This window comes from Herbaspirillum frisingense (assembly GCF_047325095.1).
In the GTDB taxonomy this organism is placed as follows: Bacteria; Pseudomonadota; Gammaproteobacteria; order Burkholderiales; family Burkholderiaceae_D; genus Herbaspirillum; species Herbaspirillum frisingense.
Window position 1 is genome coordinate 3,819,892 of sequence record NZ_CP168558.1, and the last position, 17,374, is coordinate 3,837,265.

At 66.5% G+C, this 17,374-nt stretch carries 10 protein-coding genes; 5 read left to right on the plus strand and 5 right to left on the minus strand.

What is annotated here, in order from left to right:
* Positions 1-52: 52 nt before the first annotated feature.
* From ACEOAC_RS17665 to ACEOAC_RS17685, 5 genes are all read left to right on the plus strand, one after another.
* The gene (locus ACEOAC_RS17665) at positions 53-4,108 is read left to right on the plus strand and encodes a translocation/assembly module TamB domain-containing protein (RefSeq protein ID WP_413628487.1); all 4,056 of its coding nucleotides are present in this window, start codon (positions 53-55) and stop codon (positions 4,106-4,108) included.
* Between the two features lie 201 nt (positions 4,109-4,309).
* A complete protein-coding gene (locus ACEOAC_RS17670; protein ID WP_413444852.1) occupies positions 4,310-5,869 on the plus strand; it encodes a diguanylate cyclase in 1,560 nt (519 codons plus the stop codon).
* A gap of 3 nt (positions 5,870-5,872) precedes the next feature.
* On the plus strand, positions 5,873-6,214 hold the full coding sequence (locus tag ACEOAC_RS17675; protein WP_077237920.1) for a hypothetical protein: 342 nt from the start codon (positions 5,873-5,875) through the stop codon (positions 6,212-6,214).
* 199 nt (positions 6,215-6,413) lie between these two features.
* Entirely contained in the window at positions 6,414-8,591 is a 2,178-nt protein-coding gene (locus ACEOAC_RS17680; RefSeq protein ID WP_413628488.1) for a TonB-dependent receptor, read from the plus strand.
* A 3-nt stretch (positions 8,592-8,594) separates the two neighbouring features.
* Positions 8,595-10,100 carry a PepSY domain-containing protein gene (locus ACEOAC_RS17685; RefSeq protein WP_413444853.1) on the plus strand — a complete coding sequence of 502 codons (1,506 nt, stop codon included), beginning with the start codon at positions 8,595-8,597 and terminating at the stop codon, positions 10,098-10,100.
* 3 nt (positions 10,101-10,103) lie between these two features.
* Here ACEOAC_RS17685 and ACEOAC_RS17690 read toward each other — a convergent pair whose 3' ends face one another.
* From ACEOAC_RS17690 to ACEOAC_RS17710, 5 genes are read right to left on the minus strand one after another with little or no spacing between them, the layout of a single operon-like run.
* Positions 10,104-11,561, minus strand: coding sequence for an ABC transporter ATP-binding protein (locus tag ACEOAC_RS17690; RefSeq protein WP_413628489.1), 1,458 nt, complete (start codon positions 11,559-11,561; stop codon positions 10,104-10,106).
* Entirely contained in the window at positions 11,558-12,391 is an 834-nt protein-coding gene (locus ACEOAC_RS17695; RefSeq protein ID WP_241811890.1) for an ABC transporter permease, read from the minus strand. Before ACEOAC_RS17695 ends, ACEOAC_RS17690 begins: the two co-directional genes overlap by 4 nt.
* Positions 12,388-13,362 (minus strand): ABC transporter permease, encoded by a 975-nt coding sequence (locus ACEOAC_RS17700; RefSeq protein ID WP_413628490.1) that lies wholly within the window; start codon positions 13,360-13,362, stop codon positions 12,388-12,390. The genes ACEOAC_RS17695 and ACEOAC_RS17700 overlap by 4 nt, the downstream gene beginning before the upstream one ends.
* Complete coding sequence (locus tag ACEOAC_RS17705; RefSeq protein WP_413628491.1) at positions 13,353-14,945, minus strand: ABC transporter substrate-binding protein; 1,593 nt, start codon at positions 14,943-14,945, stop codon at positions 13,353-13,355. Before ACEOAC_RS17705 ends, ACEOAC_RS17700 begins: the two co-directional genes overlap by 10 nt.
* 10 nt (positions 14,946-14,955) lie before the next feature.
* Positions 14,956-17,100 carry a TonB-dependent siderophore receptor gene (locus ACEOAC_RS17710; RefSeq protein ID WP_413445239.1) on the minus strand — a complete coding sequence of 715 codons (2,145 nt, stop codon included), beginning with the start codon at positions 17,098-17,100 and terminating at the stop codon, positions 14,956-14,958.
* Between the last annotated feature and the right edge of the window lie 274 nt (positions 17,101-17,374).

Below are 17,374 nucleotides of genomic sequence, written 5' to 3' on the forward strand. Positions count from 1 at the left end.
CAGGCGCCAGAACCGCCCAAACGATTTATATGATTTCGAACGACAGGCACGCATGAGCGACCAGCCACAAGCATCGCAGGATTCTTCCCCTACACCGGAGCCGCCGGGTCCACGGCGCTCGCGCAAGCGCGCTGGCAACACGCGCCGAATGGGCCGCACGGGCCGCATCCTGGCCTGGAGCGGCGGCACGCTCGCCCTTCTGCTGCTGGCCACCGCCGGTACAAGCCTGTACGCCTTGAAGACCGAAAGCGGCACCCGCCTGCTGTGGAACGGCGCGGTCAAGGCGCTGGACGGCAAGCTCTCCGGCCAGTTGCTGGGCGGCACGGTGGCCGATGGTCTGCGCCTGCGCGCCTTACACTACCAGGATGGGCAGCGCATCCTCGATATCGACAGCATCGACGCCCGCTGGCATCTGGCAGTGCTGCAGCGCAAGTTCAGCATCGACTACCTGCGCGTGGGCACGGTGCAGCTGAAACAGCAGCCCTCGCCGTCCGAGCCGACCACCCTGCCGACCTCGCTGGACATTCCCCTGGCCGTGGAGATCGGCGAGATCAGCCTGGGCCACCTGAGCCTGACCCAGGGGACGTCCACCACCGAACTGTCGGACCTGAAACTGCACGGCAGCTCCGACGGCGTGCAACACACGCTGGTGCTGGACCGCGTCATGACCCCCTACGGCCAGGCCACGGCCCTGCTGCATCTGAACGGCAAGCGCCCCTTCGCCATCGGCGGCGGGCTGGAACTGACCGGCGCCTATCAGCAGGGCGAGTTCAAGGAGCAATACCAGTTGGCCGCCCAGTTGTCGGGCTCGCTGGAGGAACTGGGCATCGCCCTCACCGCCGGGGGCGACAAGCTCAAGGGCAACGCCGACATCGTCGCCACACCCTTTGCCGCGGTCCCGCTCAAGCGCGCCCGGGTCGATCTGCAGCATCTCAATCCGCAGGCCTTCAACGCCGCCGCGCCGGCAGCCGACCTCAACCTGCGCGCCGACCTGGCTCCGCCGGCCGGACTCGCCGCCAATGCCCCGCTGCAGGTGGCCGGCCGGGTAGACATCACCAATGCCCGCCCTGGCAGCCTGGACCAGCAACTGCTGCCCCTGCTCTCGGCCAGCGCCGATCTGCAACTGGACCTGCAACAGCAGACCCTGTCGCGACTGGATATCCGCCTGCCCCGCAACGCCCGCATCGAAGGCGGTGGCCAGTTCCGCCCTGGCAGCACGGAGCCCGGCAAGGAGTCCCCCATGGCCGGCCAGTTCAAGCTACGCGTCAACGAACTCGATCTCAGCCAGATTCATCGGCAGGTACGTCCCACCCGGCTGTCCGGGCCGGTCGATGTGACGCTGGCGCCAAACGCCCAGCAACTGCTGCTGACCCTGCAGGACAGCGCCCTGAAGCTTCACGTGGATACCGTCATCGGCGCCGATCGGGTACAGGTGCGCGAGGCTTCCCTGACCGCCGGCAAATCGCGCCTGGAAACCGCCGGGTCCCTGCAGACCGTGGGCGCGATGGATTACGCCTTCAAGGGCAGGCTGTTGGACTTCGACCCCACGGCCGTCCTGCAGGCCGTCACCCCGCCACCGGTCACCAAGGGGCGTCGCACCCGCAGCGCCGCGTCTTCGCAACCGGTGCGCGCGCGCATCAACATGGACTTCGACGCAGCCGGCGCCCTCTCGCCGGAGCTGAAGGTCAAGCTCGGTTTCCGCATCCACGACAGCAGCTATGGCGATCTGCCCATGAGCGGCCGGGGTGACCTGCAGCTGGCCGGCATGCGTCTTCTGCCTTCCAGGGCCAATCTGCAGGTTGCCGGCAATACGCTGGACCTGGACGGCAGCTTCGGCAAGGCCGGGGACAAGTTGCGGCTCAAGGTCGATGCGCCACAACTGGCGCGTCTGGGTTACGGCCTATCCGGCCTGCTGCGCCTGGACGGCACCGTCAGCGGCACACGCCAGCGCCCCGATGTGGTGGCCAGTTTCCAGGCGGAGCAATTGCAGTTCGGCGCGCACAAGCTGCACCACCTGGCCGGCCAGAGCGAACTGCACAGCAACCTGGCCGCCGGTGTGGCCTCGCCCGACAACCGCCTGGCGCTCACACTGGAGGGTGACGGCTACAGCGGCCCGCAGGCCGAACTGTCACACCTGGCGATCAAGCTGGACGGCACCTACGCCCGGCACACACTGGCCCTGCAGGCCAAGGGCAAGCTGCAGGATCAGACCCTGGACCTGGCCGTCGGCGCCCACGGCCAGGTCACCGAAAAGACCAAGGGCCAGTATGGCTGGGCCGGCAGCATCGACCAGTTCAGCAACCAGGGCTTCCCACGCATCGCCCTGGGCAGCCCGCTGACACTGGATGCCTCGGCCGACGGCATCGAGGCTGGCAGCACCCGCATCGAGATCGACCGTACTGCCATCGAACTCAAACGCCTGTCCTATCAGCAGGGCCGACTGGCATCGGCCGGACAGGTTCGGGCGCTGGATCTGGGACGGGTGCTGGAACTGGTGCAGCAATTCAGCGGCACACCCGCCCCGGTCAAGACCGACCTGGTGCTCGATAGCGACTGGGACTTCAGCCTGGCCGAACGCGCCAGCGGCTACCTGCAGATCGCCCGCAGATCGGGCGATGTCAGGGTCACCACCAGCACCGGTGAAGCCACGCTGGGCCTGTCCGAGCTCAAGTTGCGCAGCGATTTCCAGGGCGAACAGATGCGCGTGAGCGGTCGCGTCGATGCCGCGCGCATCGGCAGCCTGGACCTGGGCGGCGAGGTCGGCCTGCGTCGCATCGACCAGTTGCTGGCACTGGACGCGGCATCCCCGCTGAACCTCCGGGCCCGCCTGGATGTCCCGCAGCTCAAGCGGGTGGGCGATCTGATCGGCCCGCAACTGAGCCTCAACGGCAAGCTGTCGGCCGACCTCAATGCCGCCGGCACGCTGGGCCAGCCCCGCCTGTCGGGGGCCATCAACGGCGACAACCTGGCCCTGACCGAATTCGACCAGGGTATCCAGTTGAAGGACGGCATCGTACGCATCGTCATGGACAGCAATGTCATCGAACTGCGCCAGATCGAGTTCCATGGCGGGCGCGGCACCCTGCGCGCCGGTGGCAAGATCCAGCTGGGTGCCGACAATCCCGACCTCAACGCCACCCTCACCGCCGATCACCTGGAGCTCTTCGCCAGTCCCGACCGGCAATTGATGCTCTCCGGCGAAGGCAAGATCAGCAACGTCAACGAACAATTGCGCGTGGACGGCAAGTTCATCGTCGACCGTGGGCTGTTCGACCTGCCCAAGAGCAGCGCACCCAAGCTGGGGGACGACGTGGTCATCGTCAGTCGCAGCGGCAAGAACCGCGTCGGTGCGGCCGCCTCCTCGCAGCAGAAGCTGGAAGCCGCGACCGAAAAGCCGGCCAGCAGGTTCGCACCCGTCATCAACCTGGCGGTCGACCTGGGCAATGACTTCCGCTTCCGGGGCAGTGGCGCCGACCTGCTCCTGCGCGGCGACATGATGGTGCGCAGCGAACCGCTCTCCCCCCTGCGCGCCACCGGCACCATCAACGTGGCCGAGGGCAGCTATGAAGCCTTTGGCACCAAGCTCAATATCGAGCGGGGCATCATCAACTTCCAGGGCCCGATCGCCAATCCCAACATCAACATCCTGGCCATGCGCCGCAACCAGGACGTCGAGGCCGGCGTCTCGGTGACCGGCAATGCCAACCAGCCGCGCGTGCAACTGGTGTCCGAACCCAACGTCCCGGACGATGAAAAACTGTCCTGGATGATGTTCGGTCATGGCACCGACAGCTCCAACATCGGCCAGCGCAACGCCAGCAGCCAGGCCCTGGCGCTGGTGGGCAACATGGGCGGCAAGCGCATTGCCAAGGACATCGGGCTGGACCAGTTCAGCATCGGCTCCAGCGAATCGGGGCTGACCGACGAGCAGGTGGTCAACCTGGGCAAGGCCATCACCCAGAAGATCACCCTGGGCTACGAACAAAGCCTGCAGGGTGCGGCCAGCGTGGCCAAGGCGACCTGGCAGATTTCGCGCCGCTGGTCGGTGGTGGCCCGCGCCGGCACCATCAACGGCCTGAACATCCTGTTCAGCCGTCGCTACGACTAGCGATCAGCGACAAGGGGCGCAGCGACTCGGGTGGAAAAGCCACGGACAGCGCCCCGATGGCGCTTTCCGGCAGGCAAGGCTTGCCCCCGGAGAGGGGGAATCTGTTAATCTCGTCGCAAGTTCAGGTAATCCCCGATGGACGGACCAGCAGGAATTCATAACAATGGCGCCCGGGGAAAGGCCGTTTCCGGGGAAAGCGACATGCCAGAACACAGAATCCAGCGCGCATCAAGAACAGCCAAGCTGTTCGTGGTCGTGGTCTGCCTGATCATCCTGCTGCTGGAGGCATGGTCGGCCTGGCGCGCCTATGAGATGGCGCTGGACGAGGCCAACCGGGACGGCGCCAATATGACCCTGGCGCTGACCCAGCAGGCCGACCAGTCCTTCAAGGAAGTCGACGTGGTATTGCTCGGGGTGCAAGAGCACCTCGACTATGACGGCACCAATGCAGCCGGAAGCCAGCGTACGCACGATTTCATGGTCACCTCGGTGGCGGCGGTGCCGCAACTGGCCATGCTGATGGTCTACGACGAAACGGGGCTGGCCATCGGCACCTCGCAGGCCACCCTTGAACACCGCTATATCCAGGACGACTACTTCCTGCATCACCAGCGCCTGCGCACCAACCAGGCCTATCTCGGCAAACCCATGCGCAGTCGTGTCAGTGGTCAGTGGGTCGTCACCATGAGCCGCCGCATCAATCATCCCGACGGCAGCTTCGCCGGGGTGGTGGTGGCCGACATCGACCTCTCGCACTTCCAGCGCTACTACGAGCAATTCACCATCGGCCGCAATGGCGCCATCCTGTTCGGCCTGAACGAAGGCACGGTGATCTACCGCCAGCCGTTATTGAGCTATTCCATCGGGCTGGACATCTCCAAGTCGATGCTGCTGCAGCAATACCTGAGCAAGGCCGACCAGGGTTCCTTCGAGATGCGCTCGCCGCGCGATGACATCGTGCGCCTGACCAGCTTCAAGCACTGCAACCTGTATCCGCTGTTCGTAGCGGTGGCACAGGCCAAGGACGACATCCTGGAAGACTGGACGCGCCGGGTCTGGATACGCGGCATCGCCGTGATGTTGCTGTTGATCGTCATCGGCTACGGCGGCAACCGGCTGGTGGCGCAGGTGGCTGGCCGCGAAACGGCGGAGATGGAAGCCATCACCGCCCGCACCGAACTGGAGCGTCTCTACCGCACCCTGGAAGCACAGTCGCAGAAGGATGGCCTGACCGATGTCTTCAACCGCCGCTACTTCGATGCCGCGCTCACGGCCGAACTGGCACGCCTGAACCGTTCCGGCGAATCGCTCTCGCTGATCATGGTGGATGTGGACCATTTCAAGCGCTACAACGATACCTACGGCCATGCCGCCGGCGACATCTGCCTCAAGCAGGTGGCCGCCGCCCTCAATGGGGTGGCGCGCCGCCAGGGCGACATCGTGGCGCGCTATGGCGGCGAGGAATTCGCCCTGATCCTGCCCAACTGCAATGCTGCCAGTGCCGCTGCCATTTCCGGCAGGCTGGTGCAGGCGGTGCGGGCATTGCGCATTCCCCACGAGGGCAGCCCGGTCGGCCAGGTCACCATCAGCGTGGGTGCAGCCAGCCTGGCCAGCGGCAAGGGCGCGCAGGTGGATGCCCGCGACCTGATCGACAGTGCCGACGCCGCCCTCTATCTGGCCAAGGAACAGGGCCGTGACCGTGCCATCCAGCATGAGTATCCGCGCCTGACCCTGCTGCCGGACATTCCCGGAGTGAGGTGACCCATGCGCTGCCTGATCCGCTATCAACTGCGCGAGGAAGAACTCCCTTCTCACCACGAGTTCAACGCCGAGGCCCCCGATACCGAGCTGGTGATCCAGCATCTCACCGAATTCCTGCATCCTGAAGTGATGTTCGAATTCCTTCCCGTGCAGCCAGGCGCGAAGGACGGCATCACCCAGTTGCGCGACCGCATGGCCCATGCGCGCGACTACCTGGAACAGTATTGCGGACTGAAAAGCCTCTCCTACATGATCCTGCCCGAAGGCGCCTCCTCCGCCCAGGGAAGATGGACGACCCTGCTGCTGGGCGGGGGCGAGCCTGGGCCCATCAGCCGCCTGGATTAGCCGCTGCAGGGCTGCGGCTAATTGTCGCACCCGGCACCTCCCATCGCCCTCCCAAATCAGCCGCAAAACCTTTGCTGGAGCGGCTTTCCCCTCTGCGACAGAGCATTTTCACCCGATTCAAGCTGCCCCCAGTCCGACCCTCTGCGTTGTTAGAATCGGCCGCGATCCGATTTCTTTACTTCCTGCAGGCATGCATGGCATGCCCACTCAGACTGCGACCATGACCAAGACCACACGACAGCACCGGGGCAGCCCCGGCCAGCAGCAACGTTCCTCCTTCCATCTGGCACTGCCCCTGCTGTGCCTCGCCGCCAGTGCCCAGGCGCAGCAGAACGACGCCACCCTGCCCACCATCTCTGTGAGCGCCAGCAGCACCGCGCCCTTGCAGAACCCGGTGAGTACCGGTTCCAACCTCGACCTCACGCCCCTGCAGATTCCTGCCAGCGTCAGCGTGATCGACCGTCGTCAGCTGGAAGAACGCGGCGACGCCAGCATCGTCGATGCCATCACCCGCGCCCCCGGCTACAGCAGCCTGGCACACCCGGGCAACAGCGGCAGCTCGCTGTCGGCACGCGGCTTTACCGATACCACCTCGGTCATGCGCCTGTACGACGGCGTGCGCCAGTACGGCGGCGTCGGCGTGAGCTTCCCCTTCGACACCTGGAGCGTGGAACGCATCGAAGTGCTGCGCGGACCGGCCTCGGTGATCTATGGCGATGGCGCCATCGGCGGCGTGGTCAACGTGGTGCCGAAGAAACCTTCACGCGGCAAGATCGAAAATGAAGTCGAGGCCAGCATCGGCAGCCACAATACGCAGCGCCTGGGCCTGGGCAGTGGTGGCGCCATCAACGACATGCTGTCCTACCGCGTGGACATCAGCGGTGACCGCTCCGATGGCTGGGTGGATCGCGGCTATTCCAACAACCTCAGTTTCTCGGGCGCGCTGCGGCTGGACGTCAATCCCGACCTGTTCGTGCAGCTGAGCTACGCCCAGGGCCACCAGCGTCCCATGGCCTATTTCGGCACGCCGCTGATCAATGGCCAGCAAGTCGATGCGCTGCGCGAAAAGAACTTCAACGTCGGTGACGGCAACATCGACTACAAGGACCGCTGGGCGCAACTGGAAGCGCAATGGACACCCAATGCCGACACCACCGTGCGCACCCGCTTCTACCAGATCAACAGCGACCGCAACTGGCGCAACGCCGAATCCTACGTCTACAACGCGGCCTCCGGGCTGGTCGACCGCAGCGGCGCGACCCAGATCCGGCATGACCAGTCGCAGACCGGCAACACCACCGACGCCACCTTCAAGGGCCACCTGCTGGGCCTGAGCAACCAGGTCTCGGTCGGCTTCGACATCAACTCCAGCAGCTTCACCCACACCAACAACACCTATGTGGGCAACTTCAGCAGCGTCAATCCCTACGACTTCGACCCCGGCGTCTACGCCAGCGGCACTGGCATCCCGGCCTTCCGGCCGCGCTATCGCAACAGTGCCTCGCAGTATTCGGTCTTCTCCGAGGACAAGCTGGACCTGACCGAACGCCTGAGCGTGCTGGCCGGCTTGCGCTTCGACCATGCCGACGTCTCCCGCAGCGACCTGATCAACAGCGCCAACGACTTCAGCCAGAGCTACTCCAATCTCGGCTGGCGCCTGGGCTCGGTGTATGCCATCACGCCGGACCTGTCCGTCTATGGCCAGTACACCAAGGCCGCCGCACCGGTGTCGGGCCTGCTCATGCTGACCCAGTCCAACAGCCGCTTTGCCCTGTCCACCGGTCGCCAGGTGGAAGTGGGCGTCAAGCAGGTGTTCTGGAACAAGCGTGGCCAATGGACCCTGGCCCTCTATGACATCCGCAAGAACAACCTGGTCACCCGCGATCCGGCCAACGCCAGCCAGAGCATCCAGGTCGGCCAGCAATCCTCGCGGGGCGTCGAAGCCAGCCTGTCGCTGGCCCTGGCCGATACCGTGAAGCTGGACGCCAACGCCACCGTGCTGCGGGCGCGCTTCGACGACTTCGCTGAAGCGGTGGCCGGCGTGGCTGTTTCGCGCAGCGGCAATGTCCCCACCAATGTGCCGGAACGACTGGCCAACCTGTGGCTGAGCTGGGACTTCCTGCCCGCCTGGACTGCCAGCGGCGGCCTGCAGTACGTAGGCGCGCGCTATGCCGACAACGCCAACACCCTCAAGCTGCCGGCCTACACCACTACCGACCTGGCCCTGCGCTGGAAGGCCACGCAAGCCACCACCCTGACCCTGCGTGCCAACAACGTGTTCGACAAGCACTACTTCACCACCGCCTACTACACCAATACCCAATGGCTGTACGGACCGGGACGCGAGTTGCAGTTGAGCGTGAACCACCGCTTCTGATCGATGGCGGCGACTTCCTGGCCGGCACGCCTGCGCCGCTGGACCTACCTGACCCACCGCTGGTGCGGCGTGGCAGGCTGCCTGCTGATGGCCCTGTGGTTCGCCAGCGGCGTGGTGATGCTGTTCGTCGGCTATCCCAAGCTCACGCCCTGGGACAGGCTGGCGGCCCTCCCTGCGCTGGAAGCCGGCAGCCAGCTGCAGGCACCACCGCCGCAGGCGCGTGCCGGCGCACTGGTGCTCAACGCCGCCAGTGGCCAGCCGCGCTATCTGCTGCGCCAGAAGGATGGCAGCCTGCTTTCGCTGGATGCGGCTTCCGGCACAGCCCAAGCGCAATTCGACCGCGATGCCGCGCTGCGCTCGGCACGCCTGTTCCGTCCGGGCGCCGAGGCCCATTACCTGGGTCAGTTGCACGAAGACCGCTGGACCCATGCCCGGTCGCTGGACGCGCATCGGCCACTGCACCAGATCATGCTGAACGATGCCGCCCACACCCTGGTCTATGTCTCCTCGCATACCGGCGAAGTGGTGATGCAGGCAACCCGCCTGCAACGCGGCTGGAACTATGTCGGCGCCTGGCTGCACTGGCTCTACGTCTTCAAGAACCAGCCGGTCGATCCGGTCTGGACCTGGACAGTGATCGCGCTCTCGGCCGGCTGCGTGCTGGTGGCCTGCAGCGGCATCGTGGTGGGACTGTGGCGCTGGCGCTTCGGCCGGCCCTACAAGTCCGGCTCGCACTCACCCTTCGCGCCCGGCTGGATGCGCTGGCATCACCTGCTCGGCCTGGGCTTCGCGGCCATCACCCTGACCTGGATCTTCAGCGGCCTGATGTCGATGAACCCGCTGGGCATCTTCTCCGCCGCGCAACGCCCCGACCTGGCGCGCTATGCAGCGGTGCCGGCCCAAGGCGGCCTGCTGGCCGCCCCTACCGGAGCGATCCTGCAAAGCCTGGCCGATAGCGGGTTTCGTCCGGTGGAACTGGAATGGCTGACGCTGGCCGGCCAGCCCTTCGTGCTGGCCCGCGACGCACATGATGGAACGCGCCTGGTACTGGCCGCCGATGCGAAGGGGCAGCGCCTGCTGGTGGCGCAGCATTGGTCTCGCGCCACGCTGGAACGTGCCGGAGCCCGGCTGATGGACACGCCCCTGGTGAAGGTGGAGCGCATGGAGCAGTACGATGCCTATTACTACCGCCGCGACAGCGAGGCCATGATGGGAGGCGCGCAACGACAGTTGCCCGTGCTCAGACTGAGGTTTGCCGATGCCGGTGATACCCTGGTCTACCTCAACCTGCAGAGCGGCCAGGTGGAATTGAGTGCCGACCGCGCCCAGCGCATCGGGCGCTGGCTGTTCAGCCTGCTGCATAGCTGGGACCTGGGGCCGATGCTGGCCGCCGGCTGGTTGCGCGAGGCGGTATTGATCCTGCTGAGCATCGGCGGGCTGGCCTTGTCGGGCAGCGGCGTGGTGATCGGCTGGCGGCGGCTGCGCCGCAAGTTCGGCGCCCGCGCCTGAGGGTCAGCTACCCAGGCGTATCTGCCGGTCCGCCACGCAGCGCACGATATCGGTGTCGTGCGTCACCAGCAGCACCGCACAACCCGCTGCCCTGGCCTCTTCCACCAGGAGGCCGATCACTTCCTGCTGGGTCAGCGGGTCCAGCCGCGAGGTGGGCTCGTCGGCAAAGATCAGCGTCGGTTTCATCAACAACACCCGTGCCAATGCAATGCGCTGCAGTTCGCCACCCGATACCTGGCGCGGCAGGCGATCCAGCAGCCCGGTATCGACCCGCATGCGCGCCAACAGCACCTCCAGCCGGTTCCAGTCCAGCTGGTGCAGGCGCACCACGTCCCGCAGGGACTGGCGCAGGCTGACGGTGGGCGCAAAGGCCGCCGCCGGGTCCTGATAGATCTTCTGGAATGCCGTGCGCGCCAGGCCGGCGGCGCGGGTGACGGTTCCCGTATCGGGCTTGAGCAGGCCCAGCAGGAGATTGCCGAAGCTGGTCTTGCCGGCACCACTGGGCCCGCTGATGGCCAGAATTTCGCCGGCGTGGATGCGGGCACTGACATCACTGAACAACACACGCTCGCCGAAGGCCTTGCTGACGCCGCTGATCTCGGCAATGACCCGGCCAACGTCGCCGGCTGCGGCCTGCACTGGCGCAGGCAGCGGCCAGCACGCCGGATCGGCCGCCAGCAGGCGCCGGGTATAGGTGTGCTGCTGCGCGGCCAGTACCGCCTCGGCCTCGCCCCGCTCCACCATGCGCCCCTCCAGCATCACCGCCAGTTGCCCGCCCAGCGCTCGCGCCAGCCAGACGTCGTGGGTGATGCACAGAAGGCTCATACCCTCCTTGCGGGCTGCCTGCAGCAGGGCCAGCACTTCGCCACGGCGGTCGGCATCCAGTCCCTTGGTGGGTTCGTCGATGATCAGCAACGGTGCACCGGCCGCATGCGTGGCCAGGAACGCCACCCGCTGCGCCATGCCACCGGAGATCATGAAAGGATATTTGTCCGCCGCATCCCGCAGGCCCAGGCTGGCCAGCGCATCCAGGGCCGACGTCCGGGCGTTGCTGCGGGCAGTCCGCAGGCTGTCGTTCTGGGTATCGACGGCGGGCCGGCTGACCAGCTCATAGGTCTCGGCCACCTGCTGCGCCACGGTCATGGTCGGGTCCAGTGCCAGCCAGGGTTCCTGGGGCAGCAGCGCGATACGCCGGCCCCACCCTGCCTGGCGCGGGGCGACATCGGCAGCCTCCCCCGCTTCGCCATCGATGCTGATGCGCCCGGTACAGCGCAGGTTGGCCGGCAGATGACCCATGATGGCCTGGGCCAGCAAGGACTTGCCGGAGCCACTCTCGCCCAGCAACGTCAGCACGCCACCGGCCGGGATGGAAAAGCTGGTCGCATCGACCAGCACATCCTCCCCGTGCAGCACCGCGAGGTCTTGCACGCACAGCGCCGGCACCGGCGCCTGCGCGTTCATGCGGCCTCCTTCTGCGGCGACAGCAGCAGCAAACCCAGCAGGGTCATGAACAGCACCAGCACCGGCGCACCGACCAGCCAGGGCGCCTCACGGTAATAAGGCAACAGTTCGATCATCATGACGCCCAGTTCCGGCGTCGGCGGCTGCAGACCCACGCCCACGAAGCCCAATGCCGACATCGCCAGCACCGCGCCGGCCAGGCCGAAGCGCATCAGTGTCAGCAGACGCGGCAGCAAGGCCGGCAATACGTGACGGCGGATGATGTAAGCAGGCCCAAAGCCCAGCAGCCGCGAGGCCTCCACCTGCGGGCTGGCCAGCAGGACGCGGCATGCGGCACGCACCACGCGGAAATATTCCACCCACAGCGCCAGCGAAATGCCCACGTACAAGGGCCAGAAGCCACCCGGCGCCAAGGCCGCCAGCAGCAGCACCAGCAACAAGCCTGGCAGGGCCAGCACGGCATCGGCCAGCGCCGCCAGCACGCGCTCGGTCCAGCCGCCGCACCAGGCCGCCAGCAGACCGATGAGGAAGCCAGGAACGGCCGCCGACAGCACGCTTACCAGTGCCAGCGACAAGGACAGCCGGGCGCCATGCGCCAGCCTGGCCAGCATGCTGCGCCCAAGCTGGTCGTAACCCAGCGGCTGCGCCAGGCTGGGCGCTTCAAGGAAGCGCGCCAGATGCTGGCGCGCAGGGTCGATGTCGATGGCGATCGGCCCGACCAGCGCCAGCAGCGCCACCGCCAGCAACAGCAGCAGCCCGGCAGACTGGCCGCAGGTCCAGCGGGTGGCCCCGCACTCGACAAGGACATCGGAAGCAGAAAGGCGGCTCATGCTCGGCCTCGCGGATCAAGGAAGGCGCAGGCGGCATCCACCAGCGCATTGAAGAGGACGAACATCAGGCCCAGCACCAGGGCAGTGCCCTGGATCATCGGCACGTCGCGGCCGAAGATGGCATGCACCAGCGCGTGGCCGATGCCGGGCCAGGCAAAGATGGTTTCCACCAGCACCACGCCCTCGACCAGCATCACCAGTTGCACGCCCAGGTAAGCCACCACCGGTACGGCCACATTGCGCAGGCCATGGCGCGCCAGCGCCTGGGATAAGGTCAAACCTTTGGTCAGCGCAAAACTGAAGTATTCGGAACGTCGGACCTGCACCATGGCATCACGCGCCACGCGGCAGGACACCGCCGCCAGCCCCAGCGCCAGCGTCAGGGCCGGCAGCAGGATACCGCCATGGTCACCATGACCGGCTGCCGGCAAGGCGCCCAGCTGCACCGAAAACAGCAGCACCAGCAACAGCCCCAGCAGGAAGGACGGCAAGGCCCGCAGGACCACCGACACGGCCAGCGTGGCACGGTCCAGCCAGCCGCCCGGGTGCAGCCCGGCCAGCACACCTGCAGTGGGGCCGATGGCCAGCGACAGCGCCATCGCCAGCAGCGCCAGGCGCAGCGTCGGGCCCAGTTGATGACCGATTTCCACCAGCACCGGCAAGGCAGTGACCTGGGACATTCCCAGGTCCAGATGCAACAGGCGGCCCCACCATTCGCTCAGGGCCATGAACCAGGGCCGATCCAGACCCAGTTCCGCACGCACGGCCAGCGCGGCCTCGGTGGTGACCATGTCATAGCCGTAGCGTCCGGCAGCAATGCGGTAGGCCATGTCGCCGGGCAGCATGCGCGTCATGAAGAAACACAGCGTGCCCACCAGCAGCGCCACCAGAGCGGCCTGCAGCAGGCGCTGCCCCAGCGCGAGCAGCAAGCGGCGCCGGGTGGCCGCGCTCAATAATCGATTCAGGTCCATTGCAGGGAAGAGATCCGGTAACTGCGTTCAAAGGGGTCGATTCTGGCGCCACGCAGGCGCCGGCTGACGGCGCAGGTCTGGCGATACCAGACCACCGGGATCACCGGCAACTGCTCCTGCAGCACGGCGGTGATGCGCTGGCGCAGGCTGCGGTCACGGTCGGCAGGCACGGCCGGCGCGGCCGCCAGTTGCGCCAGCAGCGCCGGCACCTCGGTATTGCGCCAGCCCATGGCGCCCCAGTCGCCGCCCTCGGGACCGAAATCCTGCAGCAGGCTGGCCACCGGTTCGGGGAGATTGCCGTAGTTGCGCGCCGCTAGCGCCATCTGCAGCAAGCCGCTGCGATGACCGGCCGGGATATCGCTGGAATTGCCGATCACCACCCGCACGGCAATGCCGATCTGGCGCATCTCTTCCTGCAAGGCAGTGGCGATCAGCGGCAGTTCGGGACGATCCACGAAGGTCGTCAGATTCAAGGCCAGCCGCTGGCCCTCACGCCACCGCACGCCGTCCGCACCGAGACGCCAGCCGGCCTCCTCCAGCAGGCGGCGGGCCTGTTTCAGGTCAGTCTGCAAGGGCGGCAGGCTGGCGTCGTGCCAGCGCGCCCGCGCTGGGGGAAACAGTTGCGTAGCACCGAGGTCGGGGTCGCGCAGCAGGGCGCGGGCGATGCCCTCGCGTTCGATGCATAGCGCGATGGCGCGTCGCACGCGCACATCCGCCAGGAAGGGATGACCGGCGTTGAGCTTGAGGATGGTGGTACGCGGCAGCATGGTCGACAGCAGGGCCGCGCGTGGATGGTCTTGCAGCGCCCGGATGCTGGGCGGGTCCAACGAAAAGGCGAGATCGGCCTGGCCGCTCTGGACCAGCAGGGTGCGCGTCTCCGCACGCGAGACGCTGATGTAGCGCGCCCGCTGGATCGGCCTGCCCTGCCCGGACTCGATCAAGGCCACGCGTTCGACATCGAATTGCTGGGGCAGGCTCAGGGAACGAATGCGATATGGCCCGCTCCCGATGATGGCCTGCACATTGCCCTTGGCGTCGAAGGAAGCCGGTGCCAGGATCTGCGTCGTGTAGTGCGTCAGCAGATAGGGGAAAGGGCCGAAGGGCTGGCGCAAGGTGATGACCAGGTCGCTGCCCTCCAGCTGCATCGCCGCGATCGCCGCCAGCTGCAATACGCCCGGCCGCTGGGCGGCGCGCTGCAGGCAGGCCAGCACACTGGCCGGCGTGAGCGCGCTACCGTCGTGGTAGCGCCGCCCGCTGCGCAGTGCGAAGCGCCATTGCAGACCGTCATCGCTGACCTGCCAGGTAGTGGCCAGGGCCGCACGCAAGTGGCCGCTGTCGTCCACCTCCAGCAGCGTCTCCACCACCTCCATGCGGGCGAACATGTAGCCGGAGCGCGAGGGATCGAGGCCGGTCATTTCCCAGGGGCCAACCACGGTCAGCACGCCGGCATCCGCCCGGGTGACGGCATGCGAATGCGGCGCATCGTCGCCGTGCGCCAATGCGCTGCGCCAGGGCTGGACAGCGGCCAGGGCGGCGGCCACCAGCAAGGCCCGGCGGCGCGCTGCGTTCAGGTCATGGGACACAGGGCCGCCCTCAGAACCGGACGTTCAACGCCAGCATGGCATTGCGCTCGTCACCCGGCATGATCCACAGGTTGTTGTAGGAGCTGGTGTAGTAACGCTTGTTGAAAAGATTATTGACGTCCAGCGAGAGCTTCATGCGTGGCGTGAACTGCCAGTAGGCCAGTGCCCGCGCCGTGGCATAGGCGGGCAACCGGAAGCTGCCGGCCTGGTCGCCGGTACGCGCCCCGACATAGCTGGCGCCGCCGCCCACGCCAAAGGGTGCGCCGTGCGCATCGACATCCTCGAACACTGCCAGCAGGCTGCCCGACACGCGCGGCACGTTGACCAGCCGCGCACCGACGGTGAGAGTGTTGTCCTTGGCGACATAGGCGTCGGTATAGGCCAGGTTGCCGGTCAGGCGCCAGTGACGTCCGAGCTTGGCATTGGCATCCAGTTCCACGCCCTTGCTGCGCACTTCGCCAGCCGCCACCGAGAACGAGGGATTGGACGGATCGGTGGTCAGCACATTCTGCTTGGTGATGTCGAACACGGCCAGGGTGGCGCCGCTGCGCTGGTCGTCGCTCTGGAACTTCAGACCCGCTTCGGCTGCGCGGGCGGTCTCGGGACTGAAGGCATTGCCCTGCACGTCGCTGCCGCTGTTGGGGCGGAAGGACTTGCTGGCGCTGGCATAGACCGACCAGGCGGGCGTGATCAGGTAGGTCAGGCCCAGGCGTGGCGAAACGGCGCTCTTGTCCTGGCGCGTGGTCGCACCGCTGCGCCCGTTGTTCAGGGTGGAGTTCAGGGTGGAGCGGAAGGAATCGGCGCGTACGCCGGCCAGCAATTTCCAGCGATCCGACAGGCTCACCTGATCCTGCAGATAGAGCGCGGTGCTGATCTGGCGCTCGCTGGTATCGGTGTTGGGCAGGGGCGTGGGTTGCGCCTGGCCGTAGACCGGGGTGTAGATGTTGACCGCATAGGGCGCCGCGGCGCTGGGGTTGATGCGCAGCATGCGCTGGTCCAGCGTCAGCCAGTCGATCTCGGTGCCGACCAGCACCTCATGGCCGATGCCGCCGGTCTGCAGCTTGCCGCCCAGTTCGGCCTGCAGTGACGTGTCGTGCCAGCTGTAGTCGCGATAGCGGCGCTGGCGACGCAGGGTGGCGTTGTCGGCCTGCAGGGCGGAAGCCTCGGTGGAGAAGCCATCCAGACTGCCATCCTTGTGGAACACGCCGGTGCGCACATGCCAGTTCTCATCCAGGCGATGTTCCAGCGTCAGCAGGTGGTTGCGGTTTTCCATCTTGATGTCGCCATCGCGTGGCTCGCCCAGGAAGCGCGAGACCGGCAACACGCCCGGATTACCGTTGACGGCGACGATGCCGCGATCCAGCGGCGCCTTCTGGCGCAGGAATTCACCTTCGTAGTTCAGGACCGTACGGTCCGACAACACCCAGGTGAAGGCCGGCGCCAGGAATTCGCGCTGGCTGGTGACGTCGTCGCGCATGCTGCCCTTGTGCTCCATGGCAGCGTTGATGCGGTAGGCCACTTCGCTGTTGAGGGCACCGGTGGAATCGACGGCACTGCGGTAGGTGTTGTTGGTGCCGATGGACAGATCCAGCGCATTGGCCGACTTGAACTGCGGCTTCTTGCTGACCACGTTGATGGTGCCGCCCGGCTCGCTATTGCCGTACAGGGCCGCCGCCGGTCCCTTGAGGAAGTCCACGCTCTCGACGTTGGCCATGTCGCGCGGCGGCGCATAGCCACGGTTGGAGGCGAAGCCGTTCCAGAGGATGTTCATGCCGCCGTTTTCGCTGCCGGAAAAACCGCGGATGGAATAGTTGTCCCACAGACCGCCGAAATTGTTCTGCCTGGCCACCCCGCTCACGTAAAGCAGCACGTCATCCAGCCGCGTGGCGGCCAGGTCGTCGATCAGCTGGCGCGACACCACCTGGACCGATTGCGGCAATTCCTGCAAGGGGGTCTCGCTGCGGGTGGCGCTGGAGGTCGCGTTCTGGCGGTATTGCTGGCGCTCGCCGGTGCCGGTCACCACGACCTGCCCCAGTCCGCTGTCGGCGCTGGCGGAGGTGGCGGCGGTGTTGGTGGTGGTATCGGCGCCCCAGGCCAGGCTGTGGGCCTGGCTCATGGCGAGCGCGCCCAGCACGGCCGCCCGCAGTGCGGTCATTTTCATCTTTTCCCTTGTGTTTTTTGTGTGTTGCGGCTGGGTGCTGAGCTGCCTTGCCGCGAGCGTGGTGACCGGCTCACGCGGTCAGGCCGGCATTTTATGCAACCGTGTTGCATTTAGCAAGAAGAAAGACAGGCATCGGAAACACGAGCCAGCCGAATCAGGTCCGGCCATGCGTGTCTGACGCTGCCTCTTCGCGCCGCCGATCAAGGCAGGCGGGAGTATAAAAGCGCAGGCGAGCCAGTGGCTGCGACCAATTGTCGCACCCACCTCG